18 protein-coding genes are annotated in these 21,886 nt (G+C 55.9%); 8 read left to right on the forward strand and 10 right to left on the reverse strand.

The genetic code is table 11. From position 1 onward, the window contains the following. Positions 1–31: 31 nt before the first annotated feature. The 6 genes from WKK33_RS04750 to WKK33_RS04775 all read right to left on the reverse strand — a co-directional run bounded on the left by WKK33_RS04750 (position 32) and on the right by WKK33_RS04775 (position 7,850). The gene (locus WKK33_RS04750) at positions 32–703 is read right to left on the reverse strand and encodes a NigD-like C-terminal domain-containing protein (protein WP_337932728.1); all 672 of its coding nucleotides are present in this window, start codon (positions 701–703) and stop codon (positions 32–34) included. Next, entirely contained in the window at positions 700–1,851 is a 1,152-nt protein-coding gene (locus WKK33_RS04755) for a 1-acyl-sn-glycerol-3-phosphate acyltransferase (RefSeq protein ID WP_337932729.1), read from the reverse strand. The genes WKK33_RS04750 and WKK33_RS04755 overlap by 4 nt, the downstream gene beginning before the upstream one ends. 36 nt (positions 1,852–1,887) lie before the next feature. Next, a complete protein-coding gene (locus tag WKK33_RS04760) occupies positions 1,888–2,886 on the reverse strand; it encodes a D-alanine--D-alanine ligase (protein WP_337932730.1) in 999 nt (332 codons plus the stop codon). A gap of 49 nt (positions 2,887–2,935) precedes the next feature. Beyond that, on the reverse strand, positions 2,936–4,021 hold the full coding sequence (locus tag WKK33_RS04765) for an RluA family pseudouridine synthase (RefSeq protein ID WP_215759218.1): 1,086 nt from the start codon (positions 4,019–4,021) through the stop codon (positions 2,936–2,938). Positions 4,022–4,090: 69 nt separating this feature from the next. Beyond that, positions 4,091–4,810, reverse strand: a complete 720-nt coding sequence (locus WKK33_RS04770; RefSeq protein ID WP_215759217.1) for a PASTA domain-containing protein — start codon at positions 4,808–4,810, stop codon at positions 4,091–4,093. Between the two features lie 742 nt (positions 4,811–5,552). After that, a complete protein-coding gene (locus WKK33_RS04775; protein ID WP_337932731.1) occupies positions 5,553–7,850 on the reverse strand; it encodes a metallophosphoesterase in 2,298 nt (765 codons plus the stop codon). Positions 7,851–8,319: 469 nt separating this feature from the next. On the opposite strand from WKK33_RS04775, the gene purL reads away from it, so the two are divergent. The 7 genes from purL (at position 8,320) to WKK33_RS04810 (ending at position 18,236) form a co-directional block, all read left to right on the forward strand. Next, a complete protein-coding gene (gene purL, locus WKK33_RS04780; RefSeq protein WP_337932732.1) occupies positions 8,320–12,174 on the forward strand; it encodes a phosphoribosylformylglycinamidine synthase in 3,855 nt (1,284 codons plus the stop codon). A 161-nt stretch (positions 12,175–12,335) separates the two neighbouring features. Next, entirely contained in the window at positions 12,336–12,935 is a 600-nt protein-coding gene (locus WKK33_RS04785) for a chromate transporter (RefSeq protein WP_215759214.1), read from the forward strand. Between the two features lie 5 nt (positions 12,936–12,940). Next, entirely contained in the window at positions 12,941–13,513 is a 573-nt protein-coding gene (locus WKK33_RS04790) for a chromate transporter (RefSeq protein WP_337468431.1), read from the forward strand. Between the two features lie 79 nt (positions 13,514–13,592). After that, positions 13,593–14,486, forward strand: coding sequence for an EamA family transporter (locus WKK33_RS04795; RefSeq protein WP_215759212.1), 894 nt, complete (start codon positions 13,593–13,595; stop codon positions 14,484–14,486). Next, entirely contained in the window at positions 14,476–15,495 is a 1,020-nt protein-coding gene (locus tag WKK33_RS04800) for a family 43 glycosylhydrolase (protein ID WP_337932734.1), read from the forward strand. The genes WKK33_RS04795 and WKK33_RS04800 overlap by 11 nt, the downstream gene beginning before the upstream one ends. 95 nt (positions 15,496–15,590) lie before the next feature. Further along, positions 15,591–17,180 carry an alpha-galactosidase gene (locus WKK33_RS04805; protein ID WP_337932735.1) on the forward strand — a complete coding sequence of 530 codons (1,590 nt, stop codon included), beginning with the start codon at positions 15,591–15,593 and terminating at the stop codon, positions 17,178–17,180. 207 nt (positions 17,181–17,387) lie between these two features. After that, positions 17,388–18,236: an OmpA family protein gene (locus tag WKK33_RS04810; RefSeq protein ID WP_337932736.1), complete on the forward strand. Its 849-nt coding sequence runs from the start codon at positions 17,388–17,390 to the stop codon at positions 18,234–18,236. 118 nt (positions 18,237–18,354) lie between these two features. Here the strand turns inward: WKK33_RS04810 and WKK33_RS04815 are convergent, their stop codons facing one another. The 4 genes from WKK33_RS04815 to efp form a co-directional block, all read right to left on the reverse strand. Next, positions 18,355–18,918, reverse strand: coding sequence for a phosphatase PAP2 family protein (locus WKK33_RS04815; protein WP_337570292.1), 564 nt, complete (start codon positions 18,916–18,918; stop codon positions 18,355–18,357). A gap of 28 nt (positions 18,919–18,946) precedes the next feature. Further along, positions 18,947–19,648 carry a DNA repair protein RadC gene (radC, locus tag WKK33_RS04820; protein ID WP_215759207.1) on the reverse strand — a complete coding sequence of 234 codons (702 nt, stop codon included), beginning with the start codon at positions 19,646–19,648 and terminating at the stop codon, positions 18,947–18,949. Between the two features lie 19 nt (positions 19,649–19,667). Further along, positions 19,668–20,726, reverse strand: coding sequence for a glycosyltransferase (locus tag WKK33_RS04825; RefSeq protein ID WP_337932737.1), 1,059 nt, complete (start codon positions 20,724–20,726; stop codon positions 19,668–19,670). Between the two features lie 146 nt (positions 20,727–20,872). After that, complete coding sequence (gene efp / locus WKK33_RS04830) at positions 20,873–21,445, reverse strand: elongation factor P (RefSeq protein ID WP_215759205.1); 573 nt, start codon at positions 21,443–21,445, stop codon at positions 20,873–20,875. Positions 21,446–21,650: 205 nt separating this feature from the next. Here efp and rpmH point away from each other — a divergent pair, with 205 nt between their 5' ends. Next, on the forward strand, positions 21,651–21,806 hold the full coding sequence (gene rpmH / locus WKK33_RS04835) for a 50S ribosomal protein L34 (RefSeq protein ID WP_004378018.1): 156 nt from the start codon (positions 21,651–21,653) through the stop codon (positions 21,804–21,806). Positions 21,807–21,886 lie beyond the last annotated feature (80 nt).

Here is a 21,886-nt window from a genome sequence, read left to right on the forward strand (position 1 = left end):
TTAGGACGTTTGTTTGGCAATGCGGTTGTGGCTATTCGGCCGTCAGCCGTTGTTCACCGCGGTAGGTGTTGGCCACGATCGTCATCTTTGCGCTGCGCCATGCTGCGGGAAGAGGCATGCTGAGGTAGCTCCTTACCGTGTAATATTGCGGCACATTGTTCTGCGCGTGCAACAAGCGAAGGGTCACGGCGCGTGTGGCCTCGCCCTCGGTCTCGATGGAGTCGACCATGATTCCTATGGCCTGTGAGGCGTCCACTTGGTCGGAGGAGCCCGTTTTCACGGCAAACCCGATGTTGAGGAACCCTCCGCCCATCCACGCGCTTTCGAGTGTCAGCGGATCGGTGGCCACGCTGTCGAGACTCATCTTGACCAACGGGCGCGCCACCAGCACCTGCGATAGGCTAAACAATTTCCTTGCCGCCTTGTCGTAGTAGGCCAGCGCACGCCACAACGTGTCTTTCGCCGGGGCCCAGCCCACCGTGGCCGGCGTAGCCAAGTGCACCGAGTCGCCTCCGTCGGTCAGGATGTAATCGACCGTCTTGGCGGTCGTTACATGCGCCTTGCAGAAGTCGGCCTGCAGGTAACTGTAGCGCCCGTCGCCCGTTTCGTAGCCGTCGCTTGAGCAGCTGGCCACGCCCGTTATGAGCAGCAGGGCCGCGAAGGCACCCATGAGTCGAAACTTAGTCCTGTGGGTTCGTGTCATTTGGTGGCATTCATATAGTTGATTGCCGGGTTGGCATACATCGTCAGGATGCTCTTGCGTAGGAACGCCTCGTCCTTGTTGGGCATGTTGATCTTCGCCATCTGTCCGGCCAGGTACCGGTCGAAGAACGCCTTGTCGTCGGCCGAGTAGTGGTCTTTGTAATCCTCCGTACCCTGCAGCTTATCGAGTGCCACATAGTTGGATGGGTACAACATGTAATGGCTATGGATCTCATGGTCGATGTGCTCGGCAATGATGCGGTGAATTTCACCCTTGGGCGTATCGGCCGGCAGGTTGTCGAGATACTCGTCGATGCACGGTGCGCAGTGGTAGTGCACATGCCCCTTGAATCCCATGATGCCTGTCTGCATGGAGATGATGTCGTCGTTGGGACCTTTTTTCCATTCGGGGTTGTCGCGTTTCTGCTGCAGCTCCACCGCCTTCAAGTAGTCGCATGGGTCGTATTCGTAAGAGATGGTCAGCGGCACGATGTGCAATTCCTTCAGTCTCTCGGGCACCGTACCCGTTCCACCCATGGTCATCATCTTCAAGACACCCTCGGCTGTGCGGTCGTTCGAGTCTTTGGCTCGTCCCGAGCGCTGAGCCACCCACACGTTCTCGTGCTTCTCCTGAATGGCAAAATGCATGTATTCGGAGAGCGTCTTGCCCGCCATCAGCATCTCGCGCATGGGCAATCCGCGCTTCACGATGAAGCTCTTGTTCAACCTCACGAGGTCTTTCACCCATGGCAGCGCCAGCAGGTTGTCGCCGATGGCTATCTCGCATGTGGTGGTGAAGCCCGCGTCGATGAGCAGCACATCGAGTATGGCCGAGTCGAGCACAATGTCGCGGTGGTTGCTCACGAACGTGTAGTGCTTGGTGTTGTTGATCGCCTTGCAGTTCATCTCATAGCCTCGGCTCGCCTTTTTCATCAGGTTGTCGATAAACTTGTAGCAGAACTGCATTTGGAAGTCGAGCGACGTCTTGCACGTCTTCATCTTCGCGGCGAGCATGTCGAACGGCACATCAGGGTAGAGATACCTCACGACGGCTTGAAACTGCGGGTTGGCCAGCAACCTATCGTAGACCTCAGGGAGCTCCTCGGGCTCGAAAGGCCTTATATCATTGAATTTCTCGGGTATAATCATAAGGCGAAATGATGATTGCGTAGGATGGGAAACGTGTTAGAACTGGTTCTCCACGATATCGGTCAGCACCTGCTTGATGTCGAGTCCGGCCGCCTTTACCTGCTGCGGTATGAAGCTTGTGGCCGTCATTCCCGGTGTGGTGTTGATCTCGAGCATGTTGATCTGATCGTTGCCCTCAGCATCTTTCGAGATGATATAGTCGATTCGGATGATGCCGTTGCAATGCAGGATGTTGTAGATCTTGGCTGTTTCGTCGGCCACGCGCTTGGCTGTTTCGTCGGCGATGCGTGCCGGTGTGATTTCCTGCACCTGGCCGTTGTACTTGGCGTCGTAGTCGAAAAACTCGTTGCTGGTCACCACCTCGGTAGCTGGGAACACCACCATCTTATCGCGTGTCTTGTAGCATCCGATCGAGATCTCGGTGCCCTTCATGTAGCCTTCTATCATCACTTCGTCGCTCTCCATGAAGGCCACGCGCAGGGCGGGAGCCAACTGGTCGGCGTTTTTCACCTTCGACACGCCGAAGCTGCTTCCGTCGGCTGCCGGCTTCACGAAGACAGGCATGCCCAAGCGCTTCTCAATCTCCTTCTCATCATACTCGTCGCCCAGACGCAGCAAGACGCTGTCGGCCACGCGTACGCCAAAGGCGCGCAGGTAGTTGTTGAGCACATACTTGTTGAATGTCATGGCTTCCACCAGCACACCGCTGGTGGAGTAGGGCAGATGGATGAGGTCGAAGTAGCCCTGCATCAGTCCGTTCTCGCCCGGGGTGCCGTGAATGGTGATGTAAGCATAGTCGAAGACCACAGCCTTGCCATCCTTGCCGATGAACGAGAAGTCGTTCTTGTCGATGGTGGCCACGTCGCCGTCTTCGTATTCCACGTGCCAGTTGATGCCTTTCACGTCGACGATGTAAATGTTGTAACGTTCTTTGTCGAAGAATGAATAAAGTCCCTGTGCCGAGCGCATAGACACGTCGTGCTCAGAGGAGTCACCGCCGCAGACGATGGCAATGTTTCTCTTTAAATCTTTCATCTTGTTGATATTATAGATATTCTTGTGTGTTCTTATTTGTAAGGAAGTGTTAGTCGTCGCGCCTCGTTCCGTTGATAAACTTACGCCAGTGGTCGATGAGCGCCGTGAGATCGGTGGGCCACTCCGAGTCGAAGTCCATCTGCTGTCCTGTTCGTGGGTGTACGAATCCGAGCGTCTTGGCGTGCAGCGCCTGTCGTGGGCAGAGGTCGAAGCAGTTGCGTATGAAGGCGCGGTAGCTTGAGCTGCGCTGTCCGCGCAGGATTTCGGTTCCTCCGTAGCGCTCGTCGGCAAACAGCGGGTGTCCGATGTGCTTCATGTGGGCCCTGATCTGGTGGGTTCGTCCCGTCTCCAGCTTACATTCCACGAGCGTGGTGTAGCCGAATCGCTCGAGCACTCGCCAGTGGGTGACGGCCGGTTTTCCGATGCCCGATTCGGGATCGAACACCTTCATGCGCAAGCGGTCTTTGGGGTCGCGTCCAATGTTGCCCTCGATGCGCCCCTCGTCCTCGACGAAGTTGCCCCACACCAACGCGTTATAGCTGCGGTGTGTGGTCTTGTTGAAAAACTGCTTTCCCAGCGCCGTCTTCGCCTCGGGTGTCTTGGCCACCACGATGAGGCCGCTGGTGTCCTTGTCGATGCGGTGAACCAGTCCCACCTCGGGATCGTTGGCGTCGAACGAGGGCACGTCGCGCATGTGCCATGCCACGGCGTTGATGAGCGTTCCGCTGAAGTTGCCGGCGCCTGGGTGCACCACCATGCCCACGGGCTTGTTGACCACCATCAGGTCGCTGTCCTCGTAGACGATGTCCAAGGGAATCTCCTCGGGCCGTATGGTGGTGTCGTGCTTGGGTCGGTCGAGCCTCAGGGTGATGATGTCGCCCGGCCGCACCTTGTAGTTGCTCTTCACAGGTCGGTCGCCCACAAAGATGCAGCCCTGCTCGGCCGCCGTCTGTATGCGGTTGCGGCTCGAGTGCTGCATGTGCTCAGCCAGAAACTTATCGATGCGCACGGTGGCCTGTCCGGGGTCCACCTCCATCTTCCAATGCTCATAGAGCTGTGCGTCGTCGGTCGAAGGCTCAACGGCAGTCAGCTCGTCGTCCTCCATGAGTTCTATATCGTCGGTATAATCTGTCATTCGTTGTTGGTCTTGTTTTCTTAAATGGGAACGCGGCCCGTGATGGTTCTCACCCCTTTCTCCTCATGCTCATTCCGTGCGCTGCGCGGGATCCCTCTTGGCGGGTTCGGGCGTGGGCGCAGGCTCCGCGGGTTGCTCCTTCACCTCCTCGAACGGGTCTTCCTCGGTGGGCTCCTCCGTTTCGAAGTTGTCGGCCGGCTCCGTGTCCACATAGTTCACCGCGTCGTTATCGTCGAGCTGTCCGTTGCCCGCCTGTATGGTGACGGCGGCGTCTACTGGGATCTTGTCGCCGTAGACCACGTGCTGCCCCTTCACCACCACGCCGTAGACCCAGTCTTTCTCACCCGGCACAAACTGGGGCGGGGTCAACTTAAAGCCCATGGCCGACAGTTTGGCCATGGCCTCTCGCAGCGAGCTGTTGTCGATGATGTCGGGCAGCGTCAGCGTGGGCGTGTGGCTGGCGTTGATGGTGACATAGATGACATGCCCCGACTTCACATGCTCTCCCGGCTCCGGGTTTTGTTCGAGAATGCATCCGGGGGGCAGCGTCTTCACGTAGCCCGTGTCGCTCACCTCGATGCGCAAGCCCAGTTGGTCGAGCACGTGTGTGGCGTTGTCGAATTTCTTATGCACTATGTTGGGAATGGCAATCGATTCGCCGTGATGGGTGTAAATGCCTAAGCCGAACTTGGCACCCACAATCAGCGCTCCTACGACGAGCGCCATGGCCGCCAGGTTGCCCCATAGGTATTTGCTTTTAAACTTTCCAATGAATTCTGTTCCCGTCATCGGTTATGGTATTTTTCCACAAAGATAATGTAATTCGCCCGAATGCCCAAGAAGCCACCTGCTTTTTTCGCATATTTTTTCGCATTTTGTGCCATCTGGGCGTTGGGCGGGAGCGCGAAAAAGGGCGCTGTGAGCGTGGAAAAAACCTGCCGACTTGGGAGACAAACAGGCCCTTGGGCCGTTGGACAATGGGATGGGGTGGAATGAAATGTAATGATAGTTCTGAAAAATCCGCATCACCGGGAGCGCCCCAAATAGCGAGCGAGATGGCCGTTTTTGAGCGGTCGAGGAGAGATGTTTGAGCTCTCGACGCCCCTGCTCTCAGCCGAGCCGTTGCCGTTAGGCATCTTTCGGGTTGCGATACATGCCTTGTCGCAACTCGAAAGACCATGTATTGTGCTGCGTTTAGGCATGTTCCGCACCTCGAAACATGCCTAAACGCAAGGCGGATTGTTGAATATGGAGTGCTGGGTGTTGCGCTAAAAACGTAAGCCTCTGACTGTTAGGTGATTAGAAAAATGCGCTGAGAATCGCGTATTTGCGACCCATCCTGCCCTCGCTGGGAAACAAACGTTAAAAACGGGGTATGACTGTCGCCTTTTTTCATCCTTATCCAAGCCCCACCGTTGGTGGGCAAATTGTGGCGGGGTTGACGGATGTGAAAAAAACAAGGTGCCCGGCAAACCGATTAGGAACCGCTCCTACCGTTTTGCCGAGCACCTATGAGTTGGTTTTTAGGGGTTTAGAGCACCACCTTGCGGCCGTTCATGACGTAAACGCCGCGTGTGGGGCGCGTTACCTGACGGCCCGTCAGGTCGTACACACGGCCGTCGGCCTTGCCCATCTTGTTCTCGGTGGTGACGCCCTTGATGGCGGTCAGCGCGCCGTTGGCGTTGCGCACCTCACGATAAACGGTGTAGGCGGCGAGGTCCTTGTTGATGGTGATGTTGCCGAAGGTGCCGCTCTCGCCATAGTTCTTCATCTTCAGCGTGATGCGGTCGGGGTAGATGTAAACCATCAGAGCTTGCACAATCTTGGAGTTGCTGACGCTTACGTCGCCCTCGATGGAGTTGTTGTAGTATCTCATCGAACCCATGAAACTTGAGAAGAACGACGGATCGCCCGGCTCTCTCTCCTTGAGCGTCCAGATAAGGTTGTCGTCGGTAAAGCTGACGGTGTTGCCGTTGACGGTAACCTCCTGGCCCTCCAGGCGCTGGTTGTCGCCCTCACCGGCTTTGTACACCTTGTTGGTGAGCAGGTAAGTCTTGCCCGACTTCTCGGCCGCGATGGCGTAGGGCACACCCGTTTTGGGGTATTTCACCAATGTTCCCACATACGAACCATGCTCCACGGTTGGGGCTACCACCTCAAAGAACTTCAGGGCGGTGGCGTCGCCGCGAGAGAATCGTCCGCCCGAGCCGATGTGCAGATGGCGGTTGTTGTTGGGCATCTTTACGTAAACCTTGCCGTTCTCCTCATAGATGTTGCAAGTGAGCGCCTCGTCCACGGTGTTGAGGTTGCTCGAATCCTCACCGATATATTTGCCCGTGGCTGTGTTCTGGATGCACACGTCGATGGGCAATCCCGTCTCCTCCACCTCACGCTGATTCAGTTGCCAAACGATGTTGTCGCCCTCAACGCTGATCTCGTCGCCCGGATCGCTGGCTGCCACCAGTTGGGCCTTCATGCGGTTGTCGGAGCTGAGGCTCGTCTTGGTGTTCTCGGGGAGCAGGGCGTAGTATTTCTTGTCTTTCGAAGCCTTGTAGACCAGCACCACCTTGGCGCCGTCGGCGAGTTCGTTGGTAGCGGTGATGCGCGTGGCCTTGTTGTCGTCGACCTTGTAGATGAACGCCTTGGAATAGTCGGTCACCTTGGCGTTTCCGCTGAATGTGGCCGTCGATCCACAGTAAACGTAGTTGCCGCCAAGTTTCACGGAGAAATGGTTGTCGGAGTTGGCCACCTTGTTGATGGTGGCGTCCATGGCCTCATCCTGCACGGCAAGGTTGGTCGACGAGCCGTAGGTGAGGTATTTGCCCGTAGCCACCGACTTGATGCTCATCGTTACCGAGGTGGGCTCTTCAGGAGTGTCGGGAGGCAATACGGGGTCGTCCACATGCGTGTCGTCGAACGAAGAGATGACCATGCCGCCTACGTCGTAACGCGTAACACGCTGCGAGGTGCGTTTGCGGATGAAGGCCGAGTCGGTTCCGTGGTCGTGGCCGTAGATCATGACGAGGTTGGGATATTTGGCAAGCGTGGCCTTCAGCAGGCGTGTCGACTCTACATTCTTCATGCCCTTGTTGGCAGCCGAGATGCTATTGGAGTCGGAGAACGGAACATGGAGAAGGAAGAAAACCGTCTTGTTGGGGTCGGAGGCGTAGAGCTCAGCCAGTTTGTCGGCCACCCATTGCACAGAGCCCAACGAGTAGGTGTAGTCCCATGCGTTCTTGAAGAAATAGAGTCCGCAGTTGAGCATTACAAAGTCGAAACCCTTAATCTGGTAATGATAGGCCCCCAGCAACTTCTGCTTGCCCAGCGAACCGTTGTCGGCCTCCTCATAGTAGGCGTTGTGGGCTGTTAGAGGACCAATGTCCTCCTCCATGATGTCTTGGTAATAGCCGGCGTTGAAGCCCTTGGGAATCTTGTCGAAGTTGGCCACCTCGTAGTCGTGGTTGCCCGTGACGTAAATCACCGGGCGTTGGGTGCGCCCGTCGCGGAAGGCCGAGCGGCTCGTTTCGCGCATCAGTTGCTTCACGCGCTCCCAGTTTTCCTTGCTAACGGTAACGTCGCTCGTGTAGTCGCCACCCAGGCAGATGAGGTCCACGTTCTCTTCCTCATGCATGCGCTTGATGGTGTTGCCAAACGTGCCGCGCAGTTTTACGGTCGACAGTTCGCCACTGATGAGCCCCAGCTCGTTGTGTAAATCACTTAGGCAACCGATCGTCATCACCGGTTTGTCCTCGTTGTTTTCTGTGGTCTGCGCATAACTGCCGATGGCACAGGCGCATAATAACAGAAGAAGGGTAAACACTTTCTTCATTAAAAAAAAGGTGCAACACTATTAGGTTGATAGATAGTTAGATAGAACATCCAGGAGTACCAAGAATGCCCGGATAGTGTCATGCCAAAGAATTCGCTAACCATAGTGTTGCGTTATTGATAGAGAGCAAACCCCAGCATGCGGTGGCGAATTTACGAATAAATTCCGAATGATTCCTCATTTTTGTGGCGTTTTTTCAACGAAGATGCATATTTTTTCAACCTAAGGGTAGATGAGGGCGTATAGAGCCTGCCGTTCGGCCACCGAGAAGCTGTCGTTTAGGGGTGAATTCCAGCCACATTCCATCCGTCGGATTCCATTTCTTGTGCGAGATACATTCATCCGCGCGCTTTTTTTCTCTCTATTGTTCCATTTCGATTAAAAAAAGATAGGTTGCGCTTGCCCGTATTCAGGAAAAAACCGTTAATTTTGCAGGCGTATAATCACGCACCATTAATTTATACAGATCATGATACTATTCTTCAAGACTCCTAAGGAGAACATCATTGCCACTGAGATGGACCACCAGCCCAGCGAGCAAGAGAAACAAGCCCTCTGCTGGCTTTATGGCAACGCCACACTTGTGGACGCCACCACCCTTACAGGCTTCTTTGTCGGCCCACGCCGAGAGATGATAACCCCATGGAGCACCAATGCCGTTGAGATCACGCAAAACATGAGTCTCACCGGCATTTCGCGTATAGAGGAATTCTTCCCCGTAGACAGTGAGAACGCCAGTCACGACCGCATGCTGCAACGCATGTACAACGGTCTCGACCAGCAGGTGTTCACCGTCAACCATCAGCCTGAGCCCATCAAGCGAGTGGACAACATCGAGCAGTATAATGAGGAAGAAGGACTGGCCCTGAGTCCTGAAGAGATAGAGTATCTCCATAAGATAGAGAAGGAGAATGGTCGTCCGCTCACCGACTCGGAGATCTTCGGTTTCGCACAGATCAACTCGGAGCACTGCCGACACAAGATCTTCGGCGGCTCATTCATCATCGACGGTGAGGAGCGCCCCTCGTCGCTCTTCGCGCTCATCAAGAAAACCACCAAGGAACACCCGGGCAAGATCCTCTCTGCCTATAAGGATAATGTGGCGTTCGCACAGGGTCCCACCATCGAGCAGTTTGCACCGGTCGATCAGACCACAGCCGACTTCTTCGAGGTGAAGCCCATCGATAGCGTGGTGTCGCTGAAGGCCGAGACCCACAACTTCCCCACCACCGTGGAGCCGTTTAACGGAGCCGCCACGGGAACCGGTGGTGAGATTCGCGACCGTATGGGTGGCGGCGTCGGTTCATGGCCCATCGCCGGAACCGCCGTGTATATGACCTCTTACCCGCGCTTGGACGCCCAGCAGCAGGACGGCTCGGCCGAGGGACGCGCATGGGAGGCAGGCATCGCCGCCCGTAAGTGGCTCTACCAAACGCCGCGCCAAATCCTCACCAAGGCATCGAATGGCGCTTCCGACTTCGGTAACAAGTTTGGCCAGCCCCTCATCGCAGGTTCGGTGCTCACCTTCGAGTATCAGACCTCGTCGGCCGACACCGCCACACTGCCCGACGGCTCAGCCGCACAGCAGAACGTGGGCAACGCCGAGTCGGCAACAGGCAACGCCGTGTATGCTTACGACAAGGTGATCATGCTGGCTGGTGGCGTGGGCTACGGCAAGAAGCGCGACTGCCTGAAGAAGGAGCCCAAGGTGGGCGAGGATATCGTAGTGGTGGGTGGCGACAACTACCGCATCGGACTGGGCGGTGGCTCGGTGTCGTCGGTCGACACAGGCCGCTATGGCACAGCCGTGGAGCTCAACGCCGTGCAGCGTGCCAACCCCGAGATGCAGAAACGCGCCTACAACCTGGTGCGCGCCCTGGTGGAGGACGACACCAACCCCGTAACATCCATTCACGACCACGGATCGGCCGGACACCTCAACTGTCTCTCGGAGCTCGTTGAGGAGTGTGGCGGCGAGATCGACATGACCAAGTTGCCCATCGGCGACAAGACCCTCTCGGCCAAGGAAATCATTGCCAACGAGAGCCAGGAGCGCATGGGACTGCTCATCGAGGACGACCAGCTCGACAAGGTGGAGAAGATCGCCGCACGCGAGCGCGCACCGTTCTATGTGGTGGGACGCACCACAGGCGACGCCCACTTCTCGTTCAAGCAGGGCGATGGCGTGAAGCCTTTCGACCTCGATGTGGCCCAGATGTTCGGACATTCGCCCAAGACCGTGATGCGCGACGAGACCGTCGTTCACCACTATGAGGACGCAACCTACACCGTCGACAACATCGACGAGTACCTCAATAACGTGCTGCAGCTTGAGGCTGTGGCTTGTAAGGACTGGCTCACTAACAAGGTCGACCGTTCGGTGACGGGTAAGATTGCCCGCCAGCAGACACAGGGACAGGTGCAACTGCCTCTGAGCGACTGTGGTGTGGTGGCCCTCGACTTCCGCGGACACGCCGGTATAGCCACCGCCCTCGGCCATGCGCCTCAGGCTGGTATGGCCAATCCCGCTGCGGGTAGTGTGCTCAGCGTGGCTGAGAGCCTCACCAACATCGTGTGGGCACCCATCGCCACCGACCGCGAGCACCCGTCGGCCGTGCAGAACCTCAACCTCTCAGCCAACTGGATGTGGCCGTGCCGCTCACAGCAGGGTGAGGACGCACGCCTCTACGACGCCGTGCAGGCTCTCTCCGACTTCTGCTGCAGCCTTGGCCTGAACGTTCCCACGGGCAAGGATTCGCTCTCGCTCTCACAGCAATACCCCGATGGCTCGAAGGTCATCGCCCCGGGTACCGTCATCGTCAGCGCTGGCGCTGAGGTGAGCGACGTGCGCAAGACCGTGTCGCCCGTGATGGTGAACGACAAGAATTCATCATTGTATTACATCGACTTCTCGTTCGACGCACAGCGCCTCGGTGGCTCGGCCTTCGCCCAGACCCTGGGTAAGATTGGCTCGGATGTGCCGACCGTGAAGAACCCCGAATATTTCGCCGACTGCTTCAACGCCGTGCAGCACCTCATTAAGAAGGGTTGGATCATGGCTGGCCACGACGTGTCGGCCGGTGGTATCATCACCACCTTGCTGGAGATGATGTTTGCCAACCAGGAGGGCGGCATGCATGTCAACCTCCACGACGTAGCCCCCGAGTCGGTCGACGTGGTGAAGATTCTCTTCGCCGAGAACCCGGGTGTGGTCATCCAGGTAAGCGACACCCACAAGCGCGAGCTGAAGGAGTATTTGGAGGATGAGGGAATCGGCTACGCCAAGATTGCCTATCCCACACCGGGCAACAGACAACTGGTGGTGGTGAAGGACGAGTGGAAGCACGAGTTCGACATCGACGCCCTGCGCGACACATGGTATCGCACATCGGCCCTGCTCGATGAGCATCAGAGCATGAACGGCATGGCCGCCAAGCGCTATGCCAACTATAAGAACCAACCGCTGCAAATCAAGTTGCACGACACATTCAAGGGCTCGTTCGAGTCGCTCGGCATCAACCCCGACCGTTGGAAGGACGCCAAGAAGAACGGCAAGCAGGCCGGTAAGGCACCCGTGGCAGCCATCATCCGTGAGAAGGGAACCAATGGCGATCGTGAGATGGCCTACTCGCTGTGGTTGGCAGGCTTCGAGGTGAAGGACGTGATGATGACCGACCTCATCAGCGGTCGCGAGACACTCGACGAGGTCAACATGATCGTCTTCTGCGGTGGATTCTCAAACAGCGACGTGCTCGGCTCGGCCAAGGGATGGGCTGGAGCGTTCCTCTACAACCCCAAGGCCAAGGAGGCGCTCGACCGTTTCTATGCCCGCGAGGATACGCTGTCGCTCGGTATCTGCAATGGTTGCCAGCTCATGGTGGAGCTCAACCTCATCAATCCAGAGCACGAGCACCGCGCCCATCTGTTGCACAACGTGTCGCATAAGTTTGAGAGCTCATTCCTCGGACTCGCCATTCCTCAGAACAACAGCGTGATGCTGGGATCGCTCAGCGGCGACAAGCTCGGCATCTGGGTGGCTCACGGAGAGGGCCGTTTCGAACTCCCCGAGAGCGAGGACCACTACAACGTTGTGGCGAAGTACAACTACGAGGAGTATCCGGGCAACCCCAACGGCTCCGATTACAACGTGGCCGGTATCTGCTCGGCCGACGGTCGCCACCTCGCCATGATGCCCCACCCGGAGCGTGCCATCTTCCCCTGGCAGAACGCTTGGTACCCAGCCAACCGCAAGGCCGACGACGTTACGCCGTGGATGGAAGCCTTCGTCAATGCGAGGAAGTGGATTGAGAAGAAGATCAACTAAGATTTTCAATAGACCTCTTATATAAATCCCCTCTCCTCGGAGAGGGGTATTTTAATATTTCACAAGGCCATCTCACCGATATAATAAAGGTAAGATGGCCTCTGTGGGAATAAAACGACACGTGAGACGAACCCACCTCACGTAGCATCGCCCACCAAACAATGGATAATAACACAACAAACACCCCCCTCGACGAGCGTCGGCCTGCCATCGCAAAGACGGTAGGACTCAAGGAAGCGTTGCCGCTCTTCACCACCTTCTTCAAGATTGGGGCCTTCACCTTGGGCGGAGGCTACGCCATGATACCCATCATCCAGTCGGAAGTGGTGGAGAAACGCCAGTGGATCAAGCAGGAGGAGTTTATCGACCTCATTGCCATCGCGCAGAGTTGCCCAGGCGTTTTCGCTGCCAACATCGCCACCTTCATCGGCTACAAGATAGCAGGGGTGAAAGGGGCGGCCTGCACCACGCTTGGCGCCTGCCTGCCCTCGTTTCTCATCATCTTGGCCATCGCCATGATCTTTCGCCAGTTTATGGACGTGAAATGGATTGCGGCCATGTTCAATGGCATACGCCCGGCCGTCGTGGCGCTCATCGCCGTTCCCACGTTCAACCTGGCAAAGAGCGCCAAGGTCAACCTGTCGAACGGATGGATACCTGTGGTGTCGGCCTTGTTGATATGGGCACTCGGCGTCAACCCCATCTGGATTATCATTGCCGCCGGAGCCGGCGGTTATCTCTACGGTAAATATCTGAAATAAAAGCTATGATATTCTTACAGCTGTTTTGGACATTCTTCAAGATCGGCCTCTTTGGCTTTGGAGGCGGATACGGCATGCTCTCCCTCATTCAGATGGAGACCGTGCGCAACCATGCTTGGCTGAGCTCGGCCGAGTTTACCAACATCGTGGCCATCTCGCAGATGACCCCGGGCCCCATTGGCATCAATTCGGCCACTTATTGCGGCTACACGGCGGTGCACAACGCAGGCTTCGACGGCTTCCTGGCCATATTAGGGTCGCTCACGGCCACCACGGCCCTGGTGCTCCCTTCGTTCATCTTGATGATTCTCATCAGTAAGATGTTTATGAAATACATGAAGACCCGCGCCGTGCAAGACGTCTTCACGGGCCTCCGCCCGGCCGTTGTGGGCTTGTTGGCCGCCGCCACCCTGCTGCTTTGCAATGGCGAAAACTTCTCCACGCCCAACAATCCCTGGCGCTTCTCCATCAGCATAGCGCTCTTCGTCGCTACGTTTGTGGGCACCAAATGGGTGAAGATCAATCCCATCCGAATGATATGCTACGCCGCCCTGGCGGGCCTGCTGTTGCTTTATTGATACCCTATAGGCATCCTTCCCTGAAAAAGGCAACAATCGGTTCAATACACACACAATCTTTTTAATCCTACAATCTACTATGCAAGTATCCAATACCGTAAAGGGATTTGCCAACCGTTGGGTGTCGGCCACTTCGTTCGGACTGATCCCGCTCTTCTCCATCCCTGTGATGGCCACCGGCATGCATCTGTCGTCCATGATGGTCTACCGCTTCGCCTTCGGCTGTTTGGGCATTCTGGCCGTGCTGCTCTGGAAGCGCGTCGACATGAAGCTGTCGCTCATCGAGTTTGGCGAGATCTGCCTGTTGGCGTTGTTCTACGACACCGAGGCGCTGCTCATGATCCTGGGTTACAACTATATTCCCAGTGGCGTGGCCACAACCCTTGTGTTCTCCTATCCCATTTGGACGGAGTTGCTCATGCTTATATTCTTCCATGAGCGATTCTCGTTGGGTACCCTGGGAGCCATGACGCTCGCCATTATGGGTGTGGCGTGCATGTCGAACATGGGTGGCGACGGAAGCATCCATCCCCTGGGCGTCGTCATTGAGATGGCGGCCGGCTTCTCCTACGCCCTCTACATGGTGTCGATGCCCCACATGCGGGTGCGTCACATGGGTAGTTTGAAACTGACGTTCTACGTGTTCCTCATCGGCGCGCTGTTCTTCGTCATTCTCTCTTTCTTCTTCTTCGACGGCGTACGCGCTGTGGATAGCACCGACGTGTTTGTCAACCTCGCCCTCCTGGGCATCGTGTCGACGGCGCTGAGCAATGTGATGCTCATTCCCGCCATTAAGCAGATTGGCGCCACCCTGACCGCCATCCTGGGAGCGTTTGAGCCCCTGACGGCCATGATTATCTCCATCTTGGTGTTTGGCGACACCCTGACGCCCGGCATTTGCATCGGCTTTGTGTTTATCATCAGCGCCGTGCTCCTCCTCATTTTCCTAAAGATGAAACGCCATGAGGCATAATCGTCTGTTGGGGGTGCTCATTTGCGTCCTTCTACCACTTTTTGCATTTGCGCAACAACGGAAGCCTCGCCCCATCACCTTCGACACCGACACTCCGTTTGTCCACGATCCGGTGATGGCTTATGAGAAGGGTGTTTACTATGCGTTCTACACTGGTTGGAACATCGGGTGCATGACCTCGACCGACCGACGCACGTGGAGCGTGAAGCGCGACGGCCTGCTCAAGAACATTCCCGCATGGACACACGATAGTGTTCCGGGATTTGAGCGCCATGTGTGGGCGCCCGACGTCATTCGGTGGCGCAATCGTTGGTGGATGGCCTATAGCTGTTCCACCTTCGGAAAGAACACGTCGGCCATTGGATTGCTCTCGGCCTCGACATTGGCCTCGGCCGATTGGCAAGACGAGGGATGCCTTGTGGCCAGTAAGGGGCGGCGCGACAACTGGAACGCCATCGACCCGGCATTCGTCGTAGACCGCAACGACAGTCTGTGGATGGCGTGGGGATCGTTCTGGGACGGCATTCAGATGGTCCCGTTAGGCATGTGCGACGGAAGACTGCAACTGGCCGGATACCCGCGTACCATTGCCCGCCGCTATTATCGAAACGCACCCGAGGAACTGGAGAATCCTACGTCGAGGCACGCTGGGGTGAACGCCATCGAGGCGCCTTTCATCCTCCATCATGATGGCTATTACTATCTTTTCGTTAGTTGGGACTATTGTTGCCGGGGAGAAAAGAGCACCTACCGCGTTGTGGTGGGACGGAGCAAGGAGGTCTACGGACCTTATGTCGACCGTGAAGGACGCCCGATGTATGCGGGGGGAGGCACGCCCGTCATTGCCGGCGATGGCACGAATTTCGAGGCGGCTGGCCATTGTGCAGCCTATCATTTTCCCGACGGCGACACCTTTGTCTGCCACGGTTACAGCATACCACTGCATGGACAGAGCATCCTTGTGCAACGCCGCATGGTGTGGGAGGACGGATGGCCCAAGCTCAGGTAGCCGAAACACCATCTGATCATCGGCCTAAGAATGGCAAAAACAAACCTAATGCACTTGCGATGAAGCATTTTTTATACTAACAATCTACAAAAACAATGAACAGAAAACAATTGCTGACAGTGGCGATGGCGTTGGCAACAATGGGCGTCAACGCGCAAACCAACAACGCACCGACCATGGGGTGGAGCTCGTGGAACACCTATCGTGTGAACATCAGCGACAGTCTCATCCGTCATCAGGCCGACTGCATGGTGAAGACGGGGCTGAAGGACGCTGGCTACAAGTATATCAACATCGACGATGGCTTCCAAGGAGGTCGTGGAGCCGATGGCAAATTGAAAATCAACCCACACCGATTCCCCTTTGGGCTCAAGCCCGTGGCCAACTATATCCACTCCTTGGGGCTGAAGGCGGGCATCTACTCAGACGCCGGTCGCAACACTTGCGGCAACTATTACGATAAGGATACGCTCGCCGTGAGGGTCGGCATGTACGAGCACGACGACGTCGACGCACGCTTCTATTTCAAGGATATGGGATTCGATTTCATCAAAATAGACTACTGTGGAGGCGACGCCAAGCAAAACACCGACCGTCTTCAGCTCGACGAGGAAACCCGATACACCGCCATCAGAAAGGCCATTGACGCAACTGGGCGCACCGATGTGCGCATGAACGTGTGCCGATGGAACTACCCTGGCACGTGGGTGAGTGGTGTGGCCGACTCATGGCGTACCACGGTCGATATCTACGACGGGTGGAAATCGGTGGCGGGCATCCTGCGCGAGAACCTTTATCTCTCGGCCTACAGCAGCGACGGCCATTACAACGACATGGATATGCTGGAGGTGGGACGCTCAATGACCCAAGAGGAGGATAAGACCCATTTCGGCATGTGGTGTGTCATGGAGAGTCCGTTGCTCATCGGTTGCGACCTGGGATCCATCAAGCCGCAGACGCTCGCCTTGCTGAAGAACCCTGAACTGCTGGCGCTCTCGCAAGACGCGCCCCACCAGCAAGCCTATCCCGTGGCCCTGTCGAATGGCGTTTACATCCTGGTGAAGGACGTCAACACATTGCACGGCTTGCAGCGTGCCGTGGCTTTCTACAATCCTTCTGCCCAAGCGGCAGAGACAACCTTGTCGTTCCGCGATGTCGATTTGGCGGGAACCATTGCCGTGCGCGATGTGTTTGAGCGCAAGGATGAGGCTGCACGCACCGATGGCCAGATGCAGGTGAGCGTGCCTGGACATGGCTGCCGCATCTATCTTCTTACCGCCACGAAGCGCTTGGAGCGCCAACGCTATGAGGCGGAGACGGCTTACATCTCCGACTATCAGGAGCTTTGGAACAACCAAGCGAAGAAAACTGGTATCTATGAGTACGACGATCGTTGCTCGGCTGGCATGAAGGCCACATGGCTGGGCTGCTCGGCCCAAAACGATTTGCAGTGGAAACATGTCTACGTGAATAAGGCTGGAAAGCGCACGCTCTCTTTCAAGTGTCTCTCGCCCGACAAGCGCCAGTTTACGCTTAGTGTCAACGGAACCGATGTGAAGACGCTTACCGTCGACGGAAACGCCACTGTCAGCCTAAAGGTGAAGCTCCAAAAGGGCGACAACATCGTGCGTCTGTACAACGAACAGACCTGGATGCCCGACGTCGACTGCATGACCGTGAAGTAGCGTTTTTACCCGCAAAAGATGGGAAATGTTATAAAAATACGGTGAAAGCGGTTAAAAATAGCTAAACATTTGAAACATTTGGTGGACAACAACCGTCTAACTTGTAACTTTGCATCATGCAAGGCGTTAACTAACAAGCTGCAAGAGAGTCTGTAAGAAGGCACTCACCAACAACTCGTTATAGTAAACATCCTAAAAAAAAACGATATGAAAAAGAACATGATTGTACTGGCTGCGCTCGTCGCAACGATGCTCGTTACGAGTTGCGCCAGCAAGAAAGACCTTGAAAATTGTCAGAATCAGAACAAGGAACTGACCACCAACTATCAGGATACCAAGGAGCGTCTGGCCGCCTCACAGGCCCGCGTGAGCTCTCTTGAGGATCAGTTGGCTCAGCAGAAGAAGGACTATGCCGCTCTGCAGAAGAGTCTCGACAAGAGTCTCTCCAACACAAGCGACAACAACGTAAACATCTCTAAGCTCGTCGATCAGATCAATGAGTCGAACCTATACATCCGTCACCTCGTGGAGGTGAAGAGTAAGAGCGACTCGCTCAACATGGTGCTGACCAACAATCTCACTCGTTCGCTCTCGAAAGAGGAGATGAAGGAGGTCGACGTGCAGGTGCTCAAGGGTGTGGTTTACATCTCGTTGGCCGACAATATGCTCTATAAGAGTGGTAGCTATGAGATTAACGACCGCGCTCAGGAGACGCTCTCGAAGATCGCAAAGATCATCATGGACTACAAGGACTACGACGTGCTGATTGAGGGTAACACCGATAATGTGCCTATCAACACCGAGGCCGCTACGATGAAGAACATCCGCAACAACTGGGATCTCTCAGCTCTTCGCGCTTCATCAGTGGTGCAGTATCTCATCAACCACTTCGGTGTGGAGCCCAAGCGCCTGACCGCTGGTGGCCGTGGTGAGTTCAATCCCGTTGCCTCGAACGATACAGAGGTGGGCAAGCAGCGCAACCGCCGCACACAGATCATCATCACGCCGAAGCTCGACCAGTTCATGGATCTGATCGATAAGGCTCCTGAGGAGTAATCATTACTCATAAAAAATACGACGGGCATGAAGGCCAGCAATTGGCTTTCATGCCCGTTGTGCGTTTGTGGTTAACCCGATGGGCGCACATCCATTGCGCCAACTGGCTCGGGGCCTACTATAACTTTACCGCCAATGATACGCAGTTGCCGTCGAATCCCACTTGGTAGCGACTCTTCTTGCCCGTAATCTTGTCGCCGAGCCAATAGCCAAGCCATGTGCCACCCACACCGATGGCAGCGCCCGCCACCACGTCGTGCCACTCGTGGCGGTTGCGCACGAGGCGGTCGACGGCCACTCCCGTGGCTACGGCATAGCCTCCCACGCTGATCCAAGGCGACACGTGGCGAAACTCCTTGTCGAGAATGGCGGCTCCCGCAAACGCTACGGTGGCGTGCCCCGATGGGAATGCGCGGTTGTCGGTGCCATCAGGACGTCGCTCGTGGATAGCGTGTTTCAACGCCCACGTGGTGCCGCACGACAGCACATAGCTCGTTGCCGTGTTTATAGCCAACCGTTTCCAGGAGCTCGCACTCTCCACACCGCAGGCCTTCAGGGCGTAAGCCGAGGCGACGGGCACAAAGCGCAACCAGTCGTCGGGGCCGTCGCCATGATAGGGTTTCTGGGCCATGGCGGCCGGAGTGGTTAGCAACAGGAGTAGGAAAATTAGAAAATGACGCATAAAGTCAATAAAAAAGGAGGGAAGCGCTCTACAGCTTCCCTTGTTCACGATATGAATAATAACTGCCGTCGGTTACGATCACGTGGTCGAGAAAGTAAATGCGCATGATGTCGCACGCCTTTCGGATGCGCTCGGTGAGCTGGTCGTCTTGACGCGACGGATGGGTGTTGCCGCTGGGATGGTTGTGGCAGGCGGCCAACACGGTGGCGTTGTTGAGGATGGCTTCGCGCATAATGACGCGAATGTCGACGGCCGTCTCCGTGATGCCCCCGTGGCTGATGCGCACCTCGCGGATGAGTTTGAAGTGCTGGTTCATCAGTAAGATGTGGAACTCCTCAACGTCGAGGTCCTGCATCTTGGGATGCATGAGGTTGTAGATGGCCGTTGCCGATCCCAGGTCGGTGCGCTCCTCGGCCTTCTCGCGGGCTCGCCGCTTGCCCAGTTCGCAGGCGGCGAGTATGGTGATGGCTTTGGCCGGCCCGATGCCCTTGAAGGCTTCCAGGTCGCGGATGGTCATCTTTCCCAGCGTGTTGAGATTGTTGTGGCAGGAGGCCAGCACGTTCTTCATCAGGTCGACGGCACTCACCTGTGGCGTGCCCGACCCGATGAGGATGGCCAGCAACTCTGCGTTGGAGAGCGCCTCGGCGCCCAAGCGCTCCAACCGTTCGCGCGGACGGTCTTCCTCGGCCCAGTCGGTGATGGTTAGTTTGGTCGTGTCTTCGTATGGCATAAGATCCAGTCGCTTACGCTTATTTGTAGAAATTGCGCTTGTAAGCCTCAAACTCGTCCTTACCCAGGACGCAGCGGCGCCACCAAGCCTTGATGAATCCGCAGCCGTATCCCATGAGTTGGGTGAAGGCGGCGCGAACAGAGAGGGCGGCTACCCATAGGTTGCCCGTCTGGCAGTTGGCGTCGAGGAAGATGACGGCAGCGTAGAAAGCAAGCATGGCCAACGATAATGCGCTGATAGCCAACGGCAGGGCTTGCTCCATGCCATAGCCCATCTGGAACATCACAAATGCCCCAACGAGGCCTCCGAGGAACATCAACGTAAGCAGGATGACGCCTACGGTGAACACGGCGGGCAACAGATGGACCAGTTTCAGCGAGTCGGGGTATTTCTTATAGAGGTTGATGCGTGCGATGCCGCTGTTGAACACTTGACGCCAGAACTTACGGAAGTCGGTGCGGCGCTTGTGGTAAACCCATGCGTCGGGGAACAGGCGTGTCTTGAATCCCGACTTGATGATGCGAATGGAGAAGTCGATGTCTTCACCGAAACGCATCTTCGAGAAGCCGTTGAGCTTGTTGTAGACCTCTCGACGGATGCCCATGTTGAACGAGCGGGGATAGAACTTGTCGAGCTTTTTCTTTCCGCCGCGAATGCCGCCTGTGGTGAAGAACGACGTCATGGAATAGGAAATGGCCTTCTGCACGGGAGTGAACGTGTCGGCCGCGCGGTCGGGGCCGCCAAAGGCGTCGCAGGGCTCGCGTCGCAACTCATCGTCGACGGCCTGCAAGTAACCCTCGGGAAGCACCACGTCGGAGTCGAGAATAAGCACATAGTCGCCTGTGGCGCGCTCCACACCATAGTTGCGACTCTGTCCGGGACCGCTGTTCTCCTTCATGAAATAGCGCAGCGGCAACTGGCTGGCGTAGTGGTAACACACATCGCGGCAGGGCGTTTGCGATCCGTCTTCCACAATGATGACCTCAAAGTCCTTCAGCTTTTGGTGTAAAAGACTGCCGAGCAGTTCGTCGACTTCGTCGGGACGGTTGAAAACGGGGATGATCAGACTGTATTTCATAGGTGGGGGATTGAATGTGAAAAGGTCAATGTCGAGATAACCACAAACAGCTATTTGAAATAAAAAAAGGCAAGAAGGTTATGGCCACGGCTAAGCCCCGGCACATGCAACCTTCTTACCTTTCGCTGTTATCTCAGTGAGTGTGATTACTTCTTCTCAGTAACACGGCCGACATAGCTGCCGTCCTCAGTGTTGATTGTGATAACGTCGCCCTCGTCGATGAACAGGGGCACGCGCACCTCAGCACCTGTCTCCAGTGTGGCAGGCTTGGTGGCGTTGGTAGCGGTGTTGCCCTTTACGCCCGGCTCAGAGTGGGTCACCATGAGGTTGGTCTTAAGAGGCATCTCGGCTGAGAGGATAGAGCCGTCGTCGGCAGAGATCTGCACGTCAACGATATCGCCTTCCTTCATATACTCGCCACCGGTGATGAGGTCGCGGCTGATGGGGAATTGCTCGAAAGTCTCCTGGTTCATGAAGATGCAACCTGTGGGATCCTCGTAAAGATACTGGTATGAACGGTGCTCCACGCGCACGTCGTCGAGCTTGAAACCAACCTGGAATGTACGGTCGAGCACGCGGCCATCAGCCACGTTCTTCAGCTTGGTGTTCATAACGGTGTTACCCTTACCCGGCTTGCGGTGCTCAAACCAGATGCACTTCCAGATACCGCCATCCATGCGGATGCAGGTTCCCTTTTTAATTTCCTGTGAGTTAATCATGTTCGTCTATCTATGATATTGTTATTGTTATCGAATTGACGGGTGCAAAGTTACTACATTTTTATAGAAATCGCATAGAAAGACGGCGAAAAAACGCTTATTTCTTTGTCATTTAAAAAATAATGAGTAATTTTGCAGCCCAAAAGGAATGCTTTGCCCGTTCCTTGTCATCTCATGTATCATAAACAATTAAAATAACAACAAAATGAAAAGAACATTCCAGCCCCACAATCGTCGTCGTGTGAACAAGCATGGCTTCCGTGAGAGAATGGCCACCAAGAATGGTCGTCGTGTGCTGGCTTCTCGCCGCGCTCATGGCCGCAAGAAGCTGACCGTTTCCGACGAGAACCACGGCAAGTAATCGCTGGATCACATCCCGCGAGACGATAAAAGAGGGTGTGTCATAATTGACTATGGTCATTTATGGTGCACCCTCCTTTT

The sequence above is a fragment of the Hallella sp. genome, assembly GCF_037460745.1.
GTDB classification, from domain to species: Bacteria; Bacteroidota; Bacteroidia; order Bacteroidales; family Bacteroidaceae; genus Prevotella; species Prevotella faecis.

Coding starts and splice junctions, on each gene's coding strand:
- WKK33_RS04750 (WP_337932728.1), bottom strand. CDS start 703: ATGACACGAACCCACAGGACTAAGTTTCGACTCATGGGTGCCTTCGCG.
- WKK33_RS04755 (WP_337932729.1), bottom strand. CDS start 1,851: ATGATTATACCCGAGAAATTCAATGATATAAGGCCTTTCGAGCCCGAG.
- WKK33_RS04760 (WP_337932730.1), bottom strand. CDS start 2,886: ATGAAAGATTTAAAGAGAAACATTGCCATCGTCTGCGGCGGTGACTCC.
- WKK33_RS04765 (WP_215759218.1), bottom strand. CDS start 4,021: ATGACAGATTATACCGACGATATAGAACTCATGGAGGACGACGAGCTG.
- WKK33_RS04770 (WP_215759217.1), bottom strand. CDS start 4,810: ATGACGGGAACAGAATTCATTGGAAAGTTTAAAAGCAAATACCTATGG.
- WKK33_RS04775 (WP_337932731.1), bottom strand. CDS start 7,850: ATGAAGAAAGTGTTTACCCTTCTTCTGTTATTATGCGCCTGTGCCATC.
- purL (WP_337932732.1), top strand. CDS start 8,320: ATGATACTATTCTTCAAGACTCCTAAGGAGAACATCATTGCCACTGAG.
- WKK33_RS04785 (WP_215759214.1), top strand. CDS start 12,336: ATGGATAATAACACAACAAACACCCCCCTCGACGAGCGTCGGCCTGCC.
- WKK33_RS04790 (WP_337468431.1), top strand. CDS start 12,941: ATGATATTCTTACAGCTGTTTTGGACATTCTTCAAGATCGGCCTCTTT.
- WKK33_RS04795 (WP_215759212.1), top strand. CDS start 13,593: ATGCAAGTATCCAATACCGTAAAGGGATTTGCCAACCGTTGGGTGTCG.
- WKK33_RS04800 (WP_337932734.1), top strand. CDS start 14,476: ATGAGGCATAATCGTCTGTTGGGGGTGCTCATTTGCGTCCTTCTACCA.
- WKK33_RS04805 (WP_337932735.1), top strand. CDS start 15,591: ATGAACAGAAAACAATTGCTGACAGTGGCGATGGCGTTGGCAACAATG.
- WKK33_RS04810 (WP_337932736.1), top strand. CDS start 17,388: ATGAAAAAGAACATGATTGTACTGGCTGCGCTCGTCGCAACGATGCTC.
- WKK33_RS04815 (WP_337570292.1), bottom strand. CDS start 18,918: ATGCGTCATTTTCTAATTTTCCTACTCCTGTTGCTAACCACTCCGGCC.
- radC (WP_215759207.1), bottom strand. CDS start 19,648: ATGCCATACGAAGACACGACCAAACTAACCATCACCGACTGGGCCGAG.
- WKK33_RS04825 (WP_337932737.1), bottom strand. CDS start 20,726: ATGAAATACAGTCTGATCATCCCCGTTTTCAACCGTCCCGACGAAGTC.
- efp (WP_215759205.1), bottom strand. CDS start 21,445: ATGATTAACTCACAGGAAATTAAAAAGGGAACCTGCATCCGCATGGAT.
- rpmH (WP_004378018.1), top strand. CDS start 21,651: ATGAAAAGAACATTCCAGCCCCACAATCGTCGTCGTGTGAACAAGCAT.